This is a genomic window from Acinetobacter sp. ACNIH3 (genome assembly GCF_002918965.1).
Taxonomy (GTDB): domain Bacteria; phylum Pseudomonadota; class Gammaproteobacteria; order Pseudomonadales; family Moraxellaceae; genus Acinetobacter; species Acinetobacter schindleri.
The window spans coordinates 1-21647 of the sequence record NZ_PQLP01000005.1 but is presented as its reverse complement, the minus strand read 5'-3'; the positions used below and the strand labels follow the sequence as shown (position 1 = coordinate 21647).

General features: G+C 42.5%; 19 protein-coding genes. 6 read left to right on the top strand and 13 right to left on the bottom strand.

Annotation, left to right across the window (positions count from 1 at the left end; genetic code table 11):
- Positions 1 to 107 precede the first annotated feature (107 nt).
- From hfq to tsaE, 4 genes are all read right to left on the bottom strand, one after another.
- Entirely contained in the window at positions 108 to 629 is a 522-nt protein-coding gene (hfq, locus tag C3420_RS04025) for an RNA chaperone Hfq (protein WP_004815549.1), read from the bottom strand.
- Positions 630 to 722: 93 nt separating this feature from the next.
- Positions 723 to 1667 (bottom strand): tRNA (adenosine(37)-N6)-dimethylallyltransferase MiaA, encoded by a 945-nt coding sequence (gene miaA, locus C3420_RS04020; RefSeq protein ID WP_103799747.1) that lies wholly within the window; start codon positions 1665 to 1667, stop codon positions 723 to 725.
- 6 nt (positions 1668 to 1673) lie between these two features.
- On the bottom strand, positions 1674 to 3665 hold the full coding sequence (mutL, locus tag C3420_RS04015; RefSeq protein WP_103799748.1) for a DNA mismatch repair endonuclease MutL: 1992 nt from the start codon (positions 3663 to 3665) through the stop codon (positions 1674 to 1676).
- Positions 3655 to 4134: a tRNA (adenosine(37)-N6)-threonylcarbamoyltransferase complex ATPase subunit type 1 TsaE gene (tsaE, locus tag C3420_RS04010; protein ID WP_103799749.1), complete on the bottom strand. Its 480-nt coding sequence runs from the start codon at positions 4132 to 4134 to the stop codon at positions 3655 to 3657. The genes mutL and tsaE overlap by 11 nt, the downstream gene beginning before the upstream one ends.
- 127 nt (positions 4135 to 4261) lie before the next feature.
- On the opposite strand from tsaE, the gene C3420_RS04005 reads away from it, so the two are divergent.
- From C3420_RS04005 to C3420_RS03995, 3 genes are all read left to right on the top strand, one after another.
- Entirely contained in the window at positions 4262 to 5164 is a 903-nt protein-coding gene (locus C3420_RS04005; protein WP_103799750.1) for a pseudouridine synthase, read from the top strand.
- 114 nt (positions 5165 to 5278) lie between these two features.
- On the top strand, positions 5279 to 5623 hold the full coding sequence (locus C3420_RS04000) for a type II toxin-antitoxin system RelB/DinJ family antitoxin (protein WP_048881322.1): 345 nt from the start codon (positions 5279 to 5281) through the stop codon (positions 5621 to 5623).
- A gap of 93 nt (positions 5624 to 5716) precedes the next feature.
- The gene (locus C3420_RS03995) at positions 5717 to 6160 is read left to right on the top strand and encodes a GNAT family N-acetyltransferase (RefSeq protein WP_004815539.1); all 444 of its coding nucleotides are present in this window, start codon (positions 5717 to 5719) and stop codon (positions 6158 to 6160) included.
- 10 nt (positions 6161 to 6170) lie between these two features.
- Here C3420_RS03995 and C3420_RS03990 read toward each other — a convergent pair whose 3' ends face one another.
- On the bottom strand, positions 6171 to 6878 hold the full coding sequence (locus C3420_RS03990) for a pseudouridine synthase (RefSeq protein WP_004815537.1): 708 nt from the start codon (positions 6876 to 6878) through the stop codon (positions 6171 to 6173).
- Between the two features lie 140 nt (positions 6879 to 7018).
- Between C3420_RS03990 and C3420_RS03985 the strand changes: the two genes are divergently transcribed.
- Positions 7019 to 7471: a DUF441 domain-containing protein gene (locus C3420_RS03985; protein WP_103799751.1), complete on the top strand. Its 453-nt coding sequence runs from the start codon at positions 7019 to 7021 to the stop codon at positions 7469 to 7471.
- Between the two features lie 358 nt (positions 7472 to 7829).
- Here C3420_RS03985 and C3420_RS03980 read toward each other — a convergent pair whose 3' ends face one another.
- From C3420_RS03980 to hrpA, 5 genes are all read right to left on the bottom strand, one after another.
- On the bottom strand, positions 7830 to 9545 hold the full coding sequence (locus tag C3420_RS03980; RefSeq protein ID WP_103799752.1) for an AAA family ATPase: 1716 nt from the start codon (positions 9543 to 9545) through the stop codon (positions 7830 to 7832).
- A gap of 53 nt (positions 9546 to 9598) precedes the next feature.
- The gene (locus C3420_RS03975) at positions 9599 to 11644 is read right to left on the bottom strand and encodes a hypothetical protein (RefSeq protein ID WP_103799753.1); all 2046 of its coding nucleotides are present in this window, start codon (positions 11642 to 11644) and stop codon (positions 9599 to 9601) included.
- Positions 11645 to 11793: 149 nt separating this feature from the next.
- Positions 11794 to 12561 (bottom strand): lysophospholipid acyltransferase family protein, encoded by a 768-nt coding sequence (locus C3420_RS03970; RefSeq protein ID WP_103799754.1) that lies wholly within the window; start codon positions 12559 to 12561, stop codon positions 11794 to 11796.
- Positions 12562 to 12576: 15 nt separating this feature from the next.
- Positions 12577 to 13689, bottom strand: a complete 1113-nt coding sequence (locus tag C3420_RS03965; RefSeq protein WP_103799755.1) for a beta-ketoacyl-ACP synthase III — start codon at positions 13687 to 13689, stop codon at positions 12577 to 12579.
- A 30-nt stretch (positions 13690 to 13719) separates the two neighbouring features.
- On the bottom strand, positions 13720 to 17541 hold the full coding sequence (hrpA, locus tag C3420_RS03960) for an ATP-dependent RNA helicase HrpA (protein WP_103799761.1): 3822 nt from the start codon (positions 17539 to 17541) through the stop codon (positions 13720 to 13722).
- A gap of 688 nt (positions 17542 to 18229) precedes the next feature.
- Here hrpA and ahpC point away from each other — a divergent pair.
- A complete protein-coding gene (gene ahpC, locus C3420_RS03955) occupies positions 18230 to 18793 on the top strand; it encodes an alkyl hydroperoxide reductase subunit C (protein ID WP_004815527.1) in 564 nt (187 codons plus the stop codon).
- Between the two features lie 65 nt (positions 18794 to 18858).
- Here ahpC and C3420_RS03950 read toward each other — a convergent pair whose 3' ends face one another.
- Entirely contained in the window at positions 18859 to 19950 is a 1092-nt protein-coding gene (locus C3420_RS03950) for a zinc-binding metallopeptidase family protein (protein WP_103799756.1), read from the bottom strand.
- Between the two features lie 311 nt (positions 19951 to 20261).
- Here C3420_RS03950 and C3420_RS03945 point away from each other — a divergent pair, with 311 nt between their 5' ends.
- Positions 20262 to 20468, top strand: a complete 207-nt coding sequence (locus tag C3420_RS03945; RefSeq protein ID WP_103799757.1) for a KTSC domain-containing protein — start codon at positions 20262 to 20264, stop codon at positions 20466 to 20468.
- A 24-nt stretch (positions 20469 to 20492) separates the two neighbouring features.
- Here the strand turns inward: C3420_RS03945 and C3420_RS03940 are convergent, their stop codons facing one another.
- Positions 20493 to 21083 carry an O-methyltransferase gene (locus C3420_RS03940; protein WP_103799758.1) on the bottom strand — a complete coding sequence of 197 codons (591 nt, stop codon included), beginning with the start codon at positions 21081 to 21083 and terminating at the stop codon, positions 20493 to 20495.
- Between the two features lie 30 nt (positions 21084 to 21113).
- Complete coding sequence (locus C3420_RS03935) at positions 21114 to 21332, bottom strand: DUF1653 domain-containing protein (RefSeq protein WP_048881330.1); 219 nt, start codon at positions 21330 to 21332, stop codon at positions 21114 to 21116.
- Between the last annotated feature and the right edge of the window lie 315 nt (positions 21333 to 21647).

Sequence of the window (21647 nt, the reverse complement as noted above, 5' to 3'; positions counted from 1 at the left end):
ATCTTTAAAAAAACCGGCTTTTGGCCGGTTTTTTTATTATCTATATAAGACTATTACCATAAAAAAACCTCTCATTTCTGAGAGGTTTTTTGAATTCTTAAATCAGATTAACGGTTGTTTTCGTCATCTTGAGAATCTTCGAATTTTGCATCATCAGTAAAGCCAGCACCTTGACCACCAAAGCCACCTTGACCACCGAAGCCGCCTTGACCACCAAAGCCGCCAGGTTGACCGCCACCGAAGCCACCTTGACCACCGAAGCCACCAGGTTGACCGCCACCGAAGCCACCTTGACCGCCGAAGCCGCCAGGTTGGCCGCCACCGAAGCCACCTTGACCACCGAAGCCACCAGGTTGGCCGCCACCAAAGCCACCTTGACCGCCAAAGCCAGCACCTTGAGGACCAGCAGGAGCACCAGCAGGACGTGGGTTACGTGCAGGAACTACGGTAGAAATCGCGTGTTTGTAAACCATTTGGCTTACAGTATTTTTTAATAATACAACGTATTGGTCAAATGATTCGATATGACCTTGTAGTTTGATACCGTTAACCAGGAAGATAGAAACAGGAATACGTTCTTTACGTAGGGAATTCAAGAACGGATCTTGTAAAGTTTGACCTTTAGACATGTTATAACTCCAAAAAATTTTAAAATCAGCGCAAAAAAACTATCTTTATTTTTCAATTAAAAATTATAAAAAAGATAGTCTGTAAATTTTGCTTTATCCGTAACAGTTTCGCAAGTCTTCTTGAGCCTGCTGTGCGGTAAAATATGTAGTAAATTTATGCTTATCTTGCAAAGATCTTAACCATGTGTATTGACGTTTAGCAAGTTGTCGTGTTGCAAACAATGCTTTGTCTTCCATTTCTCGCTGTTTTTCAACACTTCGATCACTGTTTTTTATAAATTCGATCGCCTGACGGTAACCAACGGAACGCATGGATGGAAGATTTTCATCAAAATCGTATTTTTTCATCAAGCTTTTCACTTCATTTAAAAAACCGATTTCCCACATAATTTCTAATCGTTTTTCAATACGCTTGTGTAATTCTACTCGGTCTGGGATTAGCGCGTAATTATGAAAACTGTAACGATATGGTTGATTTTTTGGTTGTTCTGCTTGTAGTTTTGTTATAGCTTGGCCAGTTAGCTTATAAACCTCTAAGGCACGAATAATACGCTGTTTGTCACTTACTTTAAATTTTTGCCCTGCGACTGGGTCTACAGTACATAATTCCGCATAGACTGCTTCCCACCCTTCCCGTTCGGCTTTTGCTTCAATTTCCGCACGTACCTTATAATCTGCACTGGGTAGATTATCAGATAATCCCTCTAACAATGCTTTGAAATAAAGCATTGTTCCACCAACCAAAATTGGGGTTTTGCCACGTGCATGCATATCATCAATCAGGCGACAGGCATCTTCGACAAAATTGGCTGCTGAATAGGCTTCTAAAGGACTAATAATATCAATCAGATGATGCGGATATTGCTCTAATTCTGCTTTGGTTGGCTTTGCTGTACCAATGTCCATTTCCCGGTAAACCAGTGCAGAATCGACGGAAATCAGCTCAAAATTTCCTTGCTCATAGAGTTCACATGCCAAAGCGGTTTTACCACTTGCAGTTGGTCCCATTAAGTTGATGACCGGCAATTGATTTGACATGTACCACTACTCTCCTCGAGCAAAAAGTTTATCTAGTTGAGCCAGTGGGAAAGCACGCCATGTTGGACGTCCATGATTACACTGGCTGGCAAATTCAGTTTGTTCCATCTGACGCAATAAGGCATTCATTTCAGACAGACTTAAAATACGGTTTGCACGTACCGCACCATGACAGGCCATGCCTGCCAGGATCTGATCACGCTTTTGCAACAGGCCTTGCGCCTGATCCGTTGGGTCCAGATCATCCAGCAATTCAGGAATCAAGGCATCAAAATCTGCCTTGTGCAGGATCGCAGGAACTCCGCGCACGATCACCTGTTCATCACCATACTGGTCAATCTCCAGACCAAATCGGGCCAGCTGTTCCTTCAACTCTTCTACACGCATGGCCTGCATACGACTGATAGACACCACTCTAGGAATTAAAAGCTGCTGCGACGTCCAGAACTCCGGTTTATCCCAGGCAGACTTCATTTGCTGCAAGACGATACGCTCATGTGCTGCATGCATATCTACAATAATCAGACCTTCTGTGTTTTGTGCAAGGATATAAATCCCATGCAGCTGTGCAATCGCAATGCCTAAAGGATGCTCATCTATTTTGGCCTGCACATGTGTCTGAAAAGACTGCTCAGGGCTCAGCTGCTCAGTTTCGGAGTTTACTCTAAGTGGTGCCAAATAGCTTTGTAAGGCATTGTTAAGCTGCTGTGAACCACTATAAGGCTTGGTATAATCCTGCACATAATGCACAGTTTGTGGACGCGATGATTCAAAGTCAGTCAACACATCTGAAGCTTCAGCTTCTATATATTGATGCGTATTACGAGGATGTAGATGCTGCTGAACTGCATAAGGTTCAGGAGGGGACTGCGGTGCAGCCTGATGCAGGCTAAATTGTTCCTGATAACGCGGCTGAGGCGTAAGTGGTACAGGTTCCTCAGTTTTCATTGCATCAGCCAGATTAGCTGTTGCGGTCTGGAACTGTGCTAGCGTTTCTTTGGCATAATGACGTACAAACTCATGTACTTCACGCTGATTTAGGAAACGGATTTCATGTTTGGTTGGATGTACATTGACATCAATATTTTCCGGATCCACTTCCAGAAACAGCAAATAAGCTGCATGCTGGTGTCCATGCAGAATGCCGTCATACGCCATACGCAATGCATGAGAAATGGTCTTGTCTCTTACGATACGACCATTTACATAGACATATTGCATATCGGCTTGCGCACGCGCATCCGAAGGATGACCGAGCCAGCCAGACAAACGCATGTTGATACTGTCTGCATCCATCCAGTAAGCATTTTCAGTAAATTGGCGCCCCAATAACTGCTGCACACGCTGGAAACGTAATGCTCCACTGTCTGCCACAGGCAGATTCAGCTTGATACTTTCATTATGTTCCAGCACAAAACGGATATCGAAATGGGTCAGTGCCAGACGGCGTATAATCTCTTCAATATGACCAAATTCGGTGCCCGGTTTTTTCAGAAATTTACGACGTGCCGGTACATTAAAGAATAGATCCTGCACCCGGATATGGGTACCACGTGAAGTGGCAACTGCCTGAATTTCCTGATGGTCAAAAGCAGTACCATTCACTTCAACCTGATAACCAATGCCATCTTCGCTTTGGCTACTGGTCAAGGTTAGACGCGATACGGCTGCAATCGAAGCCAGCGCCTCACCACGGAAACCCAGACTGGTGATGGCATGCAATTCCTCTGCTGTCTGAATTTTACTGGTGGCATGACGCATGACCGCCAGCGCTAAATCTTCCGGGTGAATTCCTCGACCATTGTCAATAATTTCGATCAGTGTACTACCGCCCTGTTCTACACGAATCACCAGTTCAGTCGCACCAGCATCAATCGAGTTTTCGAGCAGTTCTTTCACTACAGATGCAGGTCGTTCAATCACTTCACCCGCTGCAATCTGGTTCGCCAGTGCAGGATCAAGTGAACGGATACGGCGTACGCTTAAATCATTCGACATGTGGGAATTGCTGCTCCAAAGCCTGCTGTAATACTGAGTTTGATGAAGTCAACGCTGCAGTACGAGTCAACTCATCTTCAGATTTAAGAATTTCAATGATCAGATCTGCTTCAGGTATTTCATCACCACCTTTAGATGGCCATTCAAACAAGAATAATGCATTTGGGGTTTCAAGATAATCCCGAATACCCATCAGTTCCAGTTCATAGGGATCATTTAAACGGTACAGGTCAAAGTGGAAAATATCCTTCCCTTGAATATTATAAGGTTCTACCAATGTATAGGTTGGACTTTTGACCGAACCCTGATGACCGAGCTGTTGTAAATAATAGCGCGTCAATGTCGTCTTGCCTGCTCCCAGATCACCGATCAGATAGATCACTCCCGTACTAAAATTCGCGGCCAATACCTTAGCCAGCTGTTGGGTATCTTCTTCATGATTTAAGGTGACAGTAAATGAATAAGGCATATGACTCACGACATGATTCAAAGGAACAAATATGATAGCATCGCCGCAGTTTAAAAGCCTATTCTGCCGCATGAGAAACTGTATTTTTTCATAGCATTTGTTTCCTGAATGAGATCCACTTCCCCATATGAATACTTCTGCTGAATTTATCCCACCGATGATCAACGGCGTCAGTGCCAGCAAAGTTTTCTTGCAACCGTCCACTGCTACAACAGTCTATGACTATTTATGTACACAGTTTCCACATATCCAGACCAGTGAATGGCAATCCCGTTTTCAGGAGGGCCTGGTTTATGATGCACAAGGAAATAGCTTAAATCTAAATAGCCCCTTTCAGGCGAATAGCCACTGTTTTTATTATCGCTTTCTGGCACACGAAGTGCATGTTCCTTTCGAACACCAAATCCTGTTCGAAAATGAACATTTTATGGTAATTGATAAACCACATTTTCTAACCATGAGCCCGACCGGACAATATGTACAGGAAACCCTGCTGGTTCGTCTAAAGAAACAGACCGGAATCGAACATCTCACTCCGATTCACCGACTGGATCGGGAAACGGCTGGCGTAGTGCTTATCTCTAAAAATGTAGCATCGCGTGGACTTTATCAGCAGTTGTTTTCTACACGCCAAGTACAGAAAACCTATCATGCGATTGCAGGTTATCGTGAAGAACTTCGCTTTCCGCAAATTGTGCGTTTACGCGTGGATAAAGGTCAGCCTTTCTATACTATGCAGGTTTTAGAAGGTGAGCCTAATAGTGAAACCGAAATCACCTTATTAGAACAGAAAGATCATTTAGCCAAATACGAACTGAAACCGCATACTGGCAAGCAGCACCAATTACGTGTGCACTTAAACTTTTTGGGTATACCGATTCTGAATGATCCGTTTTATCCTAGCGTTGCACATAAAACAGATAATGATTTTTCTGCGCCCTTACAGTTATTGGCCCGACATATCCAGTTTATTGACCCTATTACCCAGCAATTGATACAGTTTTCTTCTGAGCAAGTACTGACATTGTAATGTAACTGTCATTACGATTTATTTTCAGAATTGATTCGTATAAGGATTGTATTTCAAATGTAATGGATTAAAATGAATGCGAAAAGTTAAGTATTTTAAAGTCTTGAATATATTATGAGAAAAACTGAAGTCTACCAAATACGCCTGGATTCTCAAGAAAAGAAACAAGCCTTTGCCGTATTTAAGCAATTGGGAATCACACCAGCTCAAGCAGTCCGCTTGTTTTTCAAACAGGTAGTGCTGACTAAATCCATCCCCTTCTCCATTGAAAATCAGAATATTAACCTTGAACAATTAATCAAGCTGCGCAAACTGAAGCAAAGTGAATCCAAACCTGTAACTGCCGGCCTGATTGCAGACACTACAGAACAGGCAGCATTGGATCTACATGCTGATGATGATCATTTTGATTTATTTGAAGAACTGAATGCCATTCTGGGCGAAAGTGACAAAATTTAACACTGTCGCATTTTCAAACAATTTCGTACGCTACACCTCCCCCAAATTTCGTTATGCTCCATGAATACATAATAATAAGACATGGAGTAAGGAATGCTTGTTCGACGTGCTCAGGTGGAAGACCTGCAACAGCTTTCAGTTTTATTTGATGAATATCGCCAGTTTTATGGAGCTTCCTCAAATCAGGAACTTTCTTATCAGTTTCTAAAACAGCGATTTGAAGACCAGCAAACAGTGATTTTTATCAACACCAAGGATGATATTTTTACCGGATTTATTCTGCTTTATTTAAGATTTTCCTCAGTAGCTTGTTCAAAGTTTTATGTGCTGGATGATGTGTATATCACTCCACTGTATCGCCGTCATGGCGCTGCACGACAACTGATTGATACCGCTATTTTATTTGCCCGACATGAAAATGCACTGCGTATTAGCCTGGACACCCAGAAAAACAACCACCAATCGCATAAACTCTATGAATCAATGGGATTTATGCGAGATGATGAATTTGTCACTTTTCATTGTTTTCTCAAGTAAATCCAGCGCTTTATTCGGCACGGTATTTAGCTTGAATCACTTGATCTTCAGTTAAATAAATCCACTCACCTTCTGGCAAATCATTCAAAGTCAATTGACCTATTTGAGCCCGATGCAGTTTTTCAACTTTATTCCCCACAGCTGCCAGCATACGTTTCACCTGATGATAAACACCTTGATGAACCGCCATTTGCAAGCGCTTTTCTTCAAGACGAATGACATCTGTAGCAGCATACATACCTTTTTCATTACGTAGCTCAACACCTTGTTCTAGCTGCTTGATCTGCTCATCCGTAACAGGGTCTGCGGTATCCATCTGGTAAACCTTGGCAACATGCTTTTTAGGATGAGTTAATGCCTGCAAAAATTGACCATCATCAGTCAGTAACAGCAAGCCTGTCGTATCCTGGTCTAAACGACCTACACACTGGATTCCACGATTCATGAGCAAGTCATCAAACAGCTCAAAGACACTAAAATGATGGGTTGCCTGATGCGAACACTCATAACCTTGTGGCTTGTTTAAGGCAATATAGACTTTTTCCCGATATTGATAAGTATCGTCATATACATTGAACTCTAGCTGATCCAGATCCAGTTTATGCTTTGGGTTATCAATGATTTCACCCTGAATGCTCACAGCGCCATTCTTGATCAGTTGCTGGCAATACTTACGTGAGCCAAAACCTTGTGACTGCAACATTTTTTCCAATAGCATCTATTCATACCTGTATCGAGTGAAGACCTGTGCATTCTATCCTGAAACAATCAGGATTTTGTTTTCTTCCGCTGTTTTCTAGGTATCATGCGTTGAAAAGCTCTACAATAACTTTATTTTTCACTCTATCTCTCCCACTTATGTCGCAACTTGATCTGAATCTGATTGTTCTTTTAGTTTTACTGGCTTGCGGTATTTTTAGTCATAATAGTGCCGTCACCATTGCTGCAGCGGTGTTAATCGTTTTAAAAATCACGCCACTCAGCAGTTTGTTGCCCTATGTACAGGCGCATGGTTTAAATATCGGTATTATTATTCTGACCATTGGTGTTCTGACACCAATTGCCAGTGGCAAAATTTCAGGAGAAAGTATTCTCAAATCTTTCCTGAGCTGGAAGTCTTTGCTGGCAATCACCATTGGTGTCTTTGTCGCTTGGCTGGGAGGACGTGGAGTGAAGCTGATGTCCAATCAGCCAGATGTGGTAGCCGGACTATTATTAGGCACAGTAGCAGGTGTAGCAGTATTACGCGGTGTTCCAGTCGGGCCGTTAATTGCCGCAGGAATTTTATCATTATTGATTAGTACGCAATAAGTTTGAAATAAAATTTCTATTTAGTTAACCCTAACTCAAACATCCATTCTCCCAGGATTTCTAAAAATATTTCGATATCAAATCATATGAATAGCGGCATTGAGGTCGCACATTGATTGCCTTGCGCAAGCTATAAAGCAGTACTTAAAGCTTGCTCAGGATATGCTGTCAGATCAATAAAGGGCTTTTATCTTGCGAAACGATGTTTCTCATGGCCTGTCAAAAGTAAGGTAATTACAACATGCCAAATCTTGAACTTATTAACTAAGAATAAGCAAATGATAATAATTACTACAATTACTCTACAAGCTAGAAATCCATCACGCTCATAGAAGTTTTTTATATCAAATAACTTCTCTTATTCAACAAACAATAGCGCCAAACGCACCTGATCATAGCCCATACGCGGACTGGTTAACTCGACAATCGGACGCAGTTTAATAGACCCATCATCATTGAAATGTTCGGTATCCTGTCGCTTAGTCAGACGTTTATAGATCTTACGCACTTGTTCAACCACTTCCTCACCCGGATGAGCGACAGATATATCTAAACCTTGCTCTTTATGCAGTCGACCTAAATGGTTAATAATCGTTGCTGGTGTTAAGCCACGCTCAGTGGCGATATCGGCAATATCATAACCTTCTTCAAACAGTTCACGCGTTTCATCCAGCGTTGCGGCAGCATAATTCTGCTTGCCGCCATTTTTCGCCAGTTTCTTTTCATTACGCTGAATTTCAGTTTCATTCAGCGTACCGCCGCAATGACGGATAAAGGCATTGTGCTGCTTGGTTAAATCAATATTTTCAAAGTGTTCTTCGGCTTCACTCGACAACTCCTGAAAACGGCGGTCTGCCTTAATTGCCAGACTATCCAGTTCCAATGCCTGCTCATTAAAACCTTTTAGACGTAGACCATCTAAAGTTTTTAAACGCGAAAGTGCCACATAGCCCTGTCCTTTTTCAAAAGTATGACTCAAGTCAATTTCGGCAGCTTCTAAGGTCATACCTTGTGATTTATGAATCGTAATCGCCCATGCTAGACGTAAGGGAATTTGCTGGAAACTGGCAATAGTCTTACCGGCTTCATTGTCTACTGACCAGGTTTCTGGTTCAACCAGCAACGTCGTCCCATCTGTGAGTTTGACTTTAGGCAATACCCCAAATTCATCATCTTCTTCAAAACCAATAACTTCACCCAAACTGCCATTGATATAACCCAAGTCAAAATTATTTTTAACAAACATGACTTTAGCATGCTTTTTCAGCGTTAAGGTTTCTGGTGCACGCACTGAAGATTTCAGCGTTTCGATCAGCTTGTCATTGCCGTCGCACTGGGCATCAAACTGGCGCGGCTCATTATCAATTTCATTTAAATGCCGGAAGTTGATACTGTCCACATCCATATTATGCGTATACAGACGCGTATAAGTGTCGCCAATCTCCTGATGACGTGTTCCTTGCAAGGCATTTCGATGTTCTGTACCAATCGCCTGTGCACGGATCGCATTTAGAATATCATTTAGATAATCATTGCCCTGACGGTGCTGCTCAGTCAGATAACAAACGCGAAATTTGGCTTCAACCCAGGCATCTGACATAAAGCAGAATTTATCCCGGTTGCGTTCATCATTTCTGCCCACTGGAGGCAACTGAAAGAAATCGCCAGCAACAATCACCTGAATGCCACCAAAAGCTTCATCAGATTCTTTGAAATACTTTAATACCTGATTAACCAGATTTAGCTGCTTGGCATGCAGCATAGAAATCTCATCAATAATCAGTACCTGAGCATTTTCCAGATGCTCTTTCAGATATTTGCGCTCTTTCATACGTTTCAGATCTTCTTCTGACAAGAAGTCCTTAATCCCGATACCAGCCCAGGTATGAATGGTCATGCCATTCATGTGCGTTGCCGCAATACCTGTAGACGCTGTAATCGCAACAGATACCTTACGTGCTTTCAAATAATTGATATATTGATTCAGGGTATAGGTTTTCCCTGCACCAGCCGAGCCTGTTAAAAATACATTTTCGCCCGCTTTAAGTAACTTAAGTGCAGTTTCCTGTTTCATATGACCTATACCGTGAAAGAACGGCTATAGCCTAACGACTTTTCCGGCAAAAGTTAAGTATTCAGGTCCAAATCAGAATCTATACACGACGTATGCAGTCGTCTGTTAAACCAGCTGGTGAAATGAATTGCCATATCGATATATTGCGGATCTGCTTTTTGGTTATGGGGATATTCCAACTGATCGAAAATAATTTCCTGATCGTGTATATGACAACCCAAGAGCAGTGGCGTAGATAATTCTGCATGACTGACATGAAAAGCAACGTATTCCCCTTCTATGATCCGCTGTGCATAACTGGCGGCCAGACAGTTCTGAAAAATCCGAGCTTCCTCAATAATCTGGTCTATATTTTTTAGCTCTTCAAATTTCCAGTCAAAATAATAGAAATGTGCTTCATTCGTCAGACTTTTCCAGTCCTTAAGTGCAAAGTCCTTTTTCAGTCGGGCAATAATTTCCTGTTTCTGAATCTGGTCATGCCAGGCAATCGCCTGAATAAACAAGCCCTTCCAGGTCAGACTTTTTGGAATATTTTTATGTAAAGCAAAATATTCTGCCAGATAGTCACGTACATAACTGTCAAAAATTGATTCGCGCACATTGGCATCTTGCAGATAAAACAGCTGTCGAAACTCAGTCAACTGAATCCGATAACGCTGCAACTCGGTATAAAAATCGCGATTTTGTTGAGTAGCTGGCCGGATATATTGCTGTACCGCTTCAGGCAGATGAGAAGTTGCTTTATGTAAATGCTGCATATAGGCCTGCATGACCCGGCTTAAACCCATATATACCTTCTTGGTGGTGCAATCATCCATCTTGACTACTTCGCGCATCAGGCCGATCCACTCGTCCAGATACAGAATTGATGGACTGATAGCGATACGGTGGTCATTAATCGCCTGACGTGTTCCTTTTAATACTACGGATTTGTTATCCGGATGCGTGAACCATTTATGCTGTATGGCATACTGATGCACACTATGAATAAATAACCGCGCTGAAGCATATTGAAAATATTGCAAGGTCGCCAGCAGCACCTGTGGATGGACCTGATGAGTATTCAGGAAACTGATCGCCGTGACTGTAACGCGTACACTACTGTGCTGAATATTCGTGCTAATCCAGTCCAACACTTCAGCAGACTGCTTGAACAGCCAGTTGATCGCCCGATTACAGTCAAACAACGGCAGTTTCGCGACCTTTTTCTGCCATAACTGATGATTATTTTCCAGAAAATGCTTCTTGCTCAGCAGATCATCCCGTCCCCAGGTATCACGGTTCATCAAACGCACGAAACCCAGCATATTGCTATGCTCCAAGGCGTGCCTGAACAGGAGTTCAATATCGTTTACATGATCATTCAACTCATGCAGATTAAAACGCTCCTCAAAGGATAAACTCATAATACGGTAGATTGCCGGATGCAGAAATTGTGCTGCGCTAAAACAGAATTCATCCAGACTGTGCATAAGTCCCTGAATCGAAAGAAAGTCAGCGGGCGCTAAATATTCTAAGGAAAAAATCTTCTGCATTTGCTGCAAGATGTTTTGAGGTGGTTCTTTTCCATATAAGACATAGTCACTCATTACTGGCGTGGTATACAGACTCGCTCTTCTCATCAGATGATCAATGATTTCTGCCTGCACAACGGAAAGTTGCTGCACGAATTTCAGCACACGTGCAGGCCCATTGACCCATTGATAGACCTGTTCGAGCAGCAGTTTACTTAACTGTTGCGCTTTATCACGCAAGAATAGGGAATGCTGGGGTTTTAAATCACCAGTCAGGAAATGGATATCCTGTAAAAAGAACTCTTCCAAAGTGTCTGACTTGTGATGCTGCACACTAAAATGTGGTTCTGCCAGCAATTGCGCTGTGCCCTGCTGAATGTGCTGAGGCGTATGCAGCTGGATATGAAACAGGCCATTTGCCAAGACGATCCGATATCGCTCATGATCCAGCTTGAACATATTCTGGGCATTTAAATTCCCCACAATGTCCCACTGATCCTGATAAATATCATGCAAGCAATCTGAAATACGAAGCAACTGCTTGGCGAGCTGCTGATACTGCGGTACTAAACTCTCCTGTTCCATACACGCACCTAAAATGGACTATAAACTCATTTAAGCATATTCAAGTCATCTGACACAGACCAGTAAAATAGCTCATATAGAAAAATAATTCACAAAATAAAATAAATCAGATAAACAGCTCGCATTTAAACCCAGTTCATTTTTATTTTTCAGGATTTAGGTGATAGCTCGGATGCCCGGATATTTTTTAATTCTTCAATTGCCTGATAGATCTGTTGCTGAATCTGATCACGGAATAGTGTCATAGCTTCTTGGCTTTGGATATGAGAGACAGATAAAGCTGGCTGGAACTGAAAATAGAAAGGTAACCGTTTTGGAAAAAGACTTTTCGGCAAGGAAGGAATGACATCCCCTTTACGCAAGAGTTTATTAAGTGCAGAAACTTTGAGTAATTTCTGAAAGTATTTATGTTCTACAACCTGACGGGCATCAAAGCCAATTTCGAAAATTTCATCACCGCCCAGAGCAGCAAACGGTACGATATCGTAGGCAAATTCTTGCGCCAGCCTTAAGAAGCCATAACGCTGTTTCCAGATCAGCTGGTACTGCTCGCCTTGGCGTTTCAGCACTTCTCGTCCTCCACCCGGAAAGACCAAAATCGAATAGCCCTGGCGCATAACTTCGCGCACATATTCTTGTACGCCATCAATCGCACCGAATTTCTTGAAGATTTCACGCCACAGCGGAATATAAAAATGGCTGTGGTCCGCAATACTGACCACAGCCACTTTATGTTCGTTATATAGGTAATCAATGATCATCGGTGAATCAAACACCCCATAGATCGAATGATTACCGACATACATTGCAGGCCGCGAAGCATCGATGTGCTCTGCGCCTAAAAAGGTCGGCGTGAAATACAGCTTGGACAAGCCGCTTAAGCGTTTGATCCAGGCTGCATCATGCTTCACCTGCAAGATGTCTATTCCGGCTTAAGCAACGTGCTTTTTCACCAGGATTGAGCCTACAGAGTAGCCCGCACCGAATGAACACAATACACCATATTCGCCGTCATTCACTTCATGCGCCGTACGGTGTAATGCAATGATCACACCCGCTGAAGATGTATTTGCAAACTCGTCCAAAATCAATGGTACCAGTTCTGATTTTGCGTGTTCTTTACCTACGATCAGTTTCAGAATCAGCTCATTCATGTTCACGTTCGCCTGGTGCAACCAGAAACGTTTTACATTGGTCGGTTCAATCTGGTTCTTTTCCAGCTGCTTGGTGATCATCTTCGCAACCAGCGGACAAACTTCTTTAAATACCTTACGACCGTCCTGACGGAAACGGTTGTTATCGATATCAGCATCCACTTCGCTTAGGTTCAGGTAACCAAAGTTATTGCGAATGTTGTTTGAGAACTGGGTGAACAGTTCAATATCTTCAATTTCGAAACCAGTTTTAGTTTCAGTCTCTTCAATGATTGAAGCAGTAGCGACATCACCAAAGATGAAGTGACAGTCACGTGAACGGAAATCGGTATGACCAGAGGTGATTTCAACATTTACCATTAATACGCGGCGCGCACCAGACTTGATCGCATCAGCTGCCTGCTTAATCCCGAAAGTCGCTGCAGAACATGCCACGTTCATGTCATATGCATAGCCTTGAATACCCAAAGCTGTCTGAATTTCAATTGCAAGTGCTGGATAAGCACGCTGAATATTCGAACATGATAGAATCACAACATCGATGTCTTCTGCAGTCACACCTGCATTATCCATCGCCTGTTTCGCCGCAGCTACGCCCCACTCTGCCTGAATAGACAATTCGTCATTTGAACGTTCATGCAGTAAAGGACGAAGACGTTTTGGATCCAGAATACCAGTTTTCTCAGCGACATAACGGCGTTTGATGCCAGAAGCTTTTTCAATAAATTCTGCACTCGAACCACGCAATTCTTCAATTTCGCCCGCAGCGATTTTGTCAGCATTCTCGAGGTTATACTGTTCCACATAAGCATTTAAACTTTCAACTAACTCTTCATTGGTAATGAAATCTGTTGGATGAAACAGACCAGTACCTGTAATGCGGATGCCCATGTAAAACTCCTTTTAGAAATTACCTATATGTTAACTGATTCCAAGACGATCCCATACTTTTTGTAGGCGATTCGGAGAAACCGGTGCTTTAGTTTTCATCGGTTGTGAAAATAAAGAAATCCGCAATTCCTCAACCATGAAATACAGTTCTTTCAGGCGAGCGTCATTTTTAAACTGGAACAATTTTTCCATCCAAGGGTCAATTTGATCAATGGCAGAATCATCCCTTTGTAAATTATTTGGCAAACGGTCAAGACGCAAAATCAGTGCCTTGAGATAGCGTGGAAATTCAATCCAGACATCCGCTGGTACAGAATAAACAAAGTCAGAAAGATTCATCAAATCTAGCTGATCCTCAATGTCATCAATGTTCTTGCCAAACACAGAACCGTCTAAAACCAACAATTTCCGGCGTATTTCCTGCCACTGGGTATAAATATCGGTGATATCCCGTAAAGCAGCTTGACCATAAGTCAGGAAAGATTTTTTTACATCTTCTAACAACTTTTGGAACTCTTGCGCATTGACAGGAAGCTCTTTTATTGCCATCTGGAGTGTGGCATAAACTAACATTTGTTCCAGTTTAGCTTTATCACCCAAGGGTGAATAGGCCAATGCCAGTGGTTTAGAAATCTGTTTTTTCAGTTGGCGAATCAGATCACCGAGCTGCATATGCACCAGACGGATTACCCCGGCACGATGCTGACGAATCGCTTCAGCCTGATCATTAAAGGTCTGAATCACCACACCAGATTCATCTTTCTGTTCCAGGGCAGCAAAGTCTTTAGTGGGTACCAGAGCCTGGTATTGTTTCACCACCACACCTGTCACTTTTTGCGAAGCTTCAAATACAAAGCTTTCCGGGAAAGTTTTGTATTCACCTTTCAGCTGTTTGACTGGACTATGTGTTTCAGTACGGCAACGAGCTTTCAGCTCTTCCAGATCGCGGCCCTGTTCAATGACACGGCCTTTCTCATCAATCACCTTAATTAAAGGCAACAGATACTGCTCAACGCGTTCCAGTGAAAAGTCTTTTTCGGTAATCTGTTCACCACGCAACTGGAATGCCAGAAAGCTAAAGATATGCTTCTGCAAATCTGTCGCATCAATACGTGCCATTAACTTACGTGCAGTATCCGGAATTGGTACCAGATTACGTCGTTTATCTTTTGGTAAAGCTTTTAATAAAGCTTCGATCAGGTCCTGACGCCAGCCTGGAATCCCCCAAGACCAGAGATTTTCATCTACCTGAGGCAAGGCTTGTAGCGGAATACGAACGGTCGCGCCATCTTCATCATGGCTTGGGTCAAAACGATAACTGGCTGCCAGACGTAACTCACCATTACGCAAATAGTCCGGGAACTGCTGCGTGGTCGGACGGTCATTCAACCATAATGCATCATCATCAATAAACAGATATCGCGGATCTTGAGGTTCTACCGTAGCACGCCAGTCTTCGAAACTACGGCGACTTGCTACTTCTGGCGGCACTTTGGAAGCATAGAACTGATAAATGGTTTCTTCATCCACTACCAGATCACGACGGCGCAGCTTGTCTTCAACCCGTTCCACTTCTTCAAGCTTGAGCAGATTATGCTTCAAAAATGGTGGCGTAATTCCCAGATTACCTGTGGTCAGGGCATCACGCAGGAAGATTTCATGTGCAGCTTCCTGATCTACTTTTTCATAATTGATCTGACGCTTAGGTTCAATGATCAGACCAAACAGTGAAATCTGGTCATATGCATTTACTACGCCGGCTTTTTTAGACCAGTGCGGTTCAAAGTAATGGTGTTTCACCAGATCACGTGCAGCGAGCAGAATCCATTCTGGCTCAATTTTGGCAAGCGTCCGTAAATACACCTGTGAGGTTTCTACCATTTCAAAGGCCATTACCCAGGGGGTATTGGTCTTATGCAAGGTCGAAGCCGGAAATACACGCGCCTTCTGCTGACGCACCGCCATAAACACATTACGCTCATCAGTCTTGTTGGCAATGAAAGACAACAGACCGGTTAATAAGGCACGATGCAGATTTTCATAGCTGGCTTTCTTTTCATTAAAGGACAGATTTAAGCCCTTAGCGAGGTCAACCAACTGTTCATGGGTTTTCTTCCATTCACGTAAGCGTAGCCAACTGAGGAAATGATTCCGCGCAAAAGTACGGCGCTTGTTCTCGCTCATATTTTCACGATTGGTGTGCAGGGTTTCCCATAGTTTGATATAAAACAGGAAATCTGAATCTGCTTCACGGAACAGTGCGTGTTTTTGATCAGCCTGCATCTGCTTGTCAGCTGGACGTTCACGTGGGTCTTGGACAGCCAGCGCAGCAACAATCACCAGTACTTCATTCAAAACGCCGAAATGCGCTCCACCGAGAATCATCCGTGCCAGACGTGGATCAATCGGCATTTTTGCCATTTGATAACCAATCTTGGTCAGCTCATTTTTCTTCTCGGACATTGCCCCAAGCTCAATTAAGAGCTTACGACCATCATTCACTAAACGGTGATCTGGTGGCTCAATAAAATCGAATTCTTCCAGTGAACCCAGTTTCAGACTCTGCATTTGCAAGATGACTGATGCCAGGTTAGTTCGCTTGATTTCCGGTTCAGTAAACTCAGGACGACTTAAAAAGTCTTCTTCTGAATACAGGCGAATACACACACCCGGCGCAATACGACCACAACGACCTTTACGCTGATTCGCTGCGGCCTGGGAAATCGCTTCAATTGGCAGGCGCTGTACACGTGAGCGATAGTTATAACGCGAGATACGGGCAAAACCGCTATCAATTACATAACGGATGTTCGGCACTGTCAGTGCAGTTTCCGCCACGTTGGTCGCGATAATAATGCGTCGACCACCACCAGAGGGGTTAAAGATTTTTTGCTGTTCAGCTAAAGCCAGTCGCGCATACAACGGTAACACTTCAGTATGTCGTGGACCATGCTTGATCAAAGTCTCCTGAAGCTCATGAATTTCCTGTTCAGTACTGGCAAAAATCAGGATATCGGCATGTTCAGGATGACCTTTCTCTTGCGCATCCTGAAAACATTCTTCTACAGCGGCTACGACTGCACGTGGCAGGTTTTCTTCAAAATCATCAAATTCGTCGTCATCACTACCGCCAATCGTCATTTCAGAAATTGGACGATAACGCAGTTCAACCGGATAGCTACGACCTTCGACTTCAAAGATTGGTGCACCATTAAAGTAGTTACTAAAGCGGTTTACATCCAGTGTAGCTGAGGTAATGATAACCTTCAGATCTTTACGACGTGGCAGTAACTGCTTTAGATAACCCATGATAAAGTCGATGTTCAATGAACGCTCATGTGCTTCATCGATAATGATGGTGTCATATTTGGTCAGGAAGCGGTCATTGGCCAGTTCAGCCAGCAAGATACCGTCCGTCATCAAACGAACCAGAGAATCCTGCGAACCCTGCTCATTAAAACGAACCTTAAAGGAAATTGACTCGCCGAGCTTTTCCCCAACTTCTTCTGCAATACGTTGCGATACACTACGCGCAGCTAGACGACGTGGCTGGGTATGACCAATCAGGCCGGTCAGACCGCGTCCGGCCAGCATGGCAATTTGGGGTAACTGCGTAGTTTTACCGGAACCCGTTTCACCAGCAACAATAATAACTTGGTGTTCTTGAATCGCTTCAATCAGTTTATCGGCATATTGGGTGACCGGAAGTTCCTGATTCAGCTTGATATTCGGAATACGTTCAACACGCTCTAGAACTTTTAAATGCGATTTTTCGAATAATTCTTGGTATTGTTTTTCATTGGCATCCTTACCCTTACGTAAACGATTTAAACGGTGGAGGTCACGTGCCATCACCCAGTTTTCGACATTTAAACCTTTCGCAGCCAAGTCAGCGCCCTACAACTATTCTAAAACATACTATTCTACTCACTTTCATGCATTTTCCCAATGTACTTATGCGCACTTAGATCGTAATTTGGTTGTTGCAGCGTGACTAAAAGCTATGATTTACATTGCGCTCGGATCTGGAGCTGATTCGTATTTTTAAAATATTGCCAGCAAGTAAATACTCAGGCTTCTCTCTCAATACCCAGAGCTATCCATTTCAAGTCAAAATTTTAAAATAAGCCATAAAATGCTTAGGCTATTTAAAAAAGACACCTTTGCTTACGACTGATACGATTTACTTTTCACATATCATCAAACTACAAGATATTTATAAAATCAGGAGCTTCGCAGTCTTCACATTCTCAAATTAAATCAATTTATTTGAAAAAAATAAGATTTTTTTAAGCTTTACCCTTGAATTTTGTCGCGTAAAACATCATGTTCTTATGCAGGTTGATGACCAAACATGTTTTGTCATCCAGGCAGCTCTGGCTATGCCGAATGTACATAAAGATGACTTGGGTAAACTGGCAGTCAGTTACATAATTCGGTTTTTCCGATTTTTGTAATGTAAAAATACCATTTTAGCTAAGACCCAAAGTTCGATACTCTTATTCAAAATTAAAGACTAACCTCAATCATGGAGACAATGATGAGCTTGATTAATACTGAAGTTAAACCATTTAAAGCAACTGCTTTCCACAATGGCCAATTTGTTGAAGTTACTGAAGCTGACCTTAAAGGCAAATGGTCTGTAGTATTCTTCTACCCAGCTGACTTCACTTTTGTTTGCCCAACTGAACTTGGTGACCTTGCTGACAACTACGCTGAATTCCAAAAACTAGGTGTGGAAATCTACGGTGTTTCTACTGACACTCACTTCACTCACAAAGCTTGGCACGATACTTCTGACGTAATTGGTAAAATTCAGTACCCATTAATCGGCGATCCAACTTGGACTCTTTCTAAAAACTTCGAAGTTCTAATCGAAGCTGACGGCCTTGCGGACCGTGGTACTTTTGTTATCGATCCAGAAGGCAAAATCCAAATCGTTGAAATCAACGCTGGTGGTATCGGCCGTGATGCTCAAGAACTTCTTCGTAAAGTTAAAGCAGCTCAGTACGTACACGCTCACCCAGGCGAAGTTTGCCCAGCTAAATGGAAAGAAGGCGAAGCGACTCTTGCTCCTTCAATCGACCTAGTTGGTAAAATCTAATCTGTATTAGATTGCACTGATTGAAAAAAGCCACGCATTTGCGTGGCTTTTTTATTTAAACAGTATCAGGCAACTTTACGCTGTGCACCAGCTGTCGTCTGAATCACATCATGGATGAATTTCAATTTCTGTTGCACGACCGGATTAATCAGGAAAGGATAAAAGTCATCCTGCCCCATACTGCGGTTCAAGCTATTCATGGCAAAAGCTACGGGTAACCAGGCCTGATAAATTTCATCAAAATTACAGGTGTAATAAGGATTAATCCGCTTTGTCAAGGTCATGAACTGATCATCACGTTCTTCTACTACATGTGGATGGATCTGCATGCCGAAGGAATCGGCGGTTTCCAGCACATCGACGATGTGCAGATAGTGTGCCCAGGTTTCAGCCCAGTCCTCCCAAGGATGCATGGTGGCATATGTGCTGATATAACGCTCCATCCAGTCTGCGGGCGGTCCTTGATAATAATGCCGATCTAAAGCTTCCTGATAGTCCATGCGCTCGTCCCCAAACAGTTGCCGGCAAGGCTCCAGAAATTCGGTGTTATCTACCAGTACATCCCAGTAATAATGTCCAATTTCATGCCTAAAATGCCCAAGCAAGGTGCGATAAAGCTCCTCCATATTCTTGCGTTCCATAGCGCGTTCGACATCATCTGCTTCTGCAATATTAAGGGTAATCACTCCATTATCATGTCCAGTCATGACTTTAGGTTCATTAGGACTATTTGGATTGGCCTTAAAATCAAAAGCTAAACCAGATTCAGGATTTTCCTGCCGAGACTGCAACGGCAACTTCCAGCGCAATAAAGAATAAACCAAGCGATGTTTTGCGAGTTCAATTTTATGCCAACGCAGTCGATACTGGGCTTCATTTAAATTGGGAATCACACGATTCAGGCGACAAGCCAGACAGAAGTCATGAGGATCCTCTTGCGGAATTACCCAGTTACACACCGCATACTCGGCATTAGCACAAAAACGGTATTTGGCCTGTGTATCTGGTTCTGTCAGTATTGATCCATCTGCATTGGATTCTAAAGCCACCATCAACATGGTTGAGCTATCAAACCCTAGCAGATGTTGACATGCAGTACAGTAATTATTATCAAAATAAACAGGTTGATGGCAGTGGGAGCACTTAAATAATTGCATGTAGAAATAACTCTGCTTCGTTCTTGTTTTCCCCTCATCTTAAAGCAGTTTTTTTTGACTACCTTAAATTTTTTGTAGCATTTTCTTGCAACAGGTATCAAGAGTTTGCATATTTTTTGCTTAATTGAAATGTATCGTTTCTTGATGAAGATTTTACCCTGAGCTATTGATTGAATTGATCATCCTGGAAAGGCTAAGAAAGAGAGTAAATTTACAAAGCAACTATATAGAACTCAGTGCCCTTGAATTAAGTTCAAGAGATAGACCAATAAGAATTAAATCTAAATCTTCCTGTCTATTGGAGGTGTAGTATGGCTCTACTTTTAACAGTAATTTCCTGGAAATATAATCCTTTAAGCCGCCAGCTTAAAATTTTCTACGACAATGGTTTAACCGAGCTTTATCATCCAGTGCCCGAATATATTTATGACAACTTACTCAGGCGTCATGACAAGGCGGCCTTTGTGAAAAAATACCTGGAATATGATCTTAATTTCACCCGGATTTACAGTGATTAAAACCCGGCTATTTACTCGAAACTATTATTGAAAAGTAATCAGCAGTAAGCCTGCACCGATATCCACTGTAGAAGAAACAAAACGCTTATCCAGATCGAGCAATGCTTGAAATACTGCTACCTGTTCTGCATGAGAAAGCACATTATCCACTACAAGTAATCCACCCTGCCGTTGCAATAATTGCGGCAGGTAGCTCCAATATTCAACATAAGCATCACGCTCGGCATCCAGCAGAATAAAATCGAACTGCTGCTGACAGGATTGTAAATAATCCAATGCATCTGTTACCTGAAAATCAATATGACTGTCCAGCTTTAAATGTTGAGCATGTAGCTGGGCTTCTTTCGAACGTTCTTCATCAATTTCCAGAGTCACCATGTGACCTTGCGTGCTTGATAAAGCTTCGGCCAACCATAAAGTGGAATAACCTGTAGATGTTCCGATCTCAAGCACACATTTAGACTGTTGTGCACGAATAAGTATAGAGAGAAACTGCGCCGATGCAGGTTCGATATTACGATAGCGCTGTAACCGATCACTTAGACCAGCATCATGCGCACTAAAGCGAGCATATAATTCACAGACATAGTTTTGAAAATGACTTTTGTGTTCCACGCTCTACCCTCTTATTCAAATGATTAGGTTTTATAGTGCTGTGATCAGTTTAAAGCGCTCTAATTCACGGTCGTCATCTAAAGTTATCACCTCAGTGAACATGCTGAGTGGACGCACCCAGATTGAATAGTCACCGTATAGACATTGATAAACCACCAGCTTTTCTTCAGTCTCACTATGCGTGGCGACATGCAAAACCTGGTATAATTGACCTTTGTAATGCTGATAGATTCCGCGTTGAAGTTCCATTATTTTACTCACTCGATTAAAGCAGATTCATCTTAACTGAAAATTATCACAATACTGCTAGATCACTTGAAAATTCCATTATTAGCCCGATATAAACTTGATATCAATGATGAAATTTCCATTTAATCTAAATTTCCGATTGAATAAATAAAAACTACCTGTTTTACCTATTTATCTATTTCACTTAATATTCTTTCATCGAATAAATTATTACTCCTTTGGAGACGTTAGCAATGTTAGATCAAAATACAGCAGCCCAATTAAAAACCCTTTTAGAACGCCTTGAAGGACCAATCGAACTGGTAGCCACTTTAG

Coding starts and splice junctions, on each gene's coding strand:
- hfq (WP_004815549.1), bottom strand. CDS start 629: ATGTCTAAAGGTCAAACTTTACAAGATCCGTTCTTGAATTCCCTACGT.
- miaA (WP_103799747.1), bottom strand. CDS start 1,667: ATGTCAAATCAATTGCCGGTCATCAACTTAATGGGACCAACTGCAAGT.
- mutL (WP_103799748.1), bottom strand. CDS start 3,665: ATGTCGAATGATTTAAGCGTACGCCGTATCCGTTCACTTGATCCTGCA.
- tsaE (WP_103799749.1), bottom strand. CDS start 4,134: ATGCCTTATTCATTTACTGTCACCTTAAATCATGAAGAAGATACCCAA.
- C3420_RS04005 (WP_103799750.1), top strand. CDS start 4,262: ATGAATACTTCTGCTGAATTTATCCCACCGATGATCAACGGCGTCAGT.
- C3420_RS04000 (WP_048881322.1), top strand. CDS start 5,279: ATGAGAAAAACTGAAGTCTACCAAATACGCCTGGATTCTCAAGAAAAG.
- C3420_RS03995 (WP_004815539.1), top strand. CDS start 5,717: ATGCTTGTTCGACGTGCTCAGGTGGAAGACCTGCAACAGCTTTCAGTT.
- C3420_RS03990 (WP_004815537.1), bottom strand. CDS start 6,878: ATGCTATTGGAAAAAATGTTGCAGTCACAAGGTTTTGGCTCACGTAAG.
- C3420_RS03985 (WP_103799751.1), top strand. CDS start 7,019: ATGTCGCAACTTGATCTGAATCTGATTGTTCTTTTAGTTTTACTGGCT.
- C3420_RS03980 (WP_103799752.1), bottom strand. CDS start 9,545: ATGAAACAGGAAACTGCACTTAAGTTACTTAAAGCGGGCGAAAATGTA.
- C3420_RS03975 (WP_103799753.1), bottom strand. CDS start 11,644: ATGGAACAGGAGAGTTTAGTACCGCAGTATCAGCAGCTCGCCAAGCAG.
- C3420_RS03965 (WP_103799755.1), bottom strand. CDS start 13,689: ATGGGCATCCGCATTACAGGTACTGGTCTGTTTCATCCAACAGATTTC.
- hrpA (WP_103799761.1), bottom strand. CDS start 17,541: ATGGCACGTGACCTCCACCGTTTAAATCGTTTACGTAAGGGTAAGGAT.
- ahpC (WP_004815527.1), top strand. CDS start 18,230: ATGAGCTTGATTAATACTGAAGTTAAACCATTTAAAGCAACTGCTTTC.
- C3420_RS03950 (WP_103799756.1), bottom strand. CDS start 19,950: ATGCAATTATTTAAGTGCTCCCACTGCCATCAACCTGTTTATTTTGAT.
- C3420_RS03945 (WP_103799757.1), top strand. CDS start 20,262: ATGGCTCTACTTTTAACAGTAATTTCCTGGAAATATAATCCTTTAAGC.
- C3420_RS03935 (WP_048881330.1), bottom strand. CDS start 21,332: ATGGAACTTCAACGCGGAATCTATCAGCATTACAAAGGTCAATTATAC.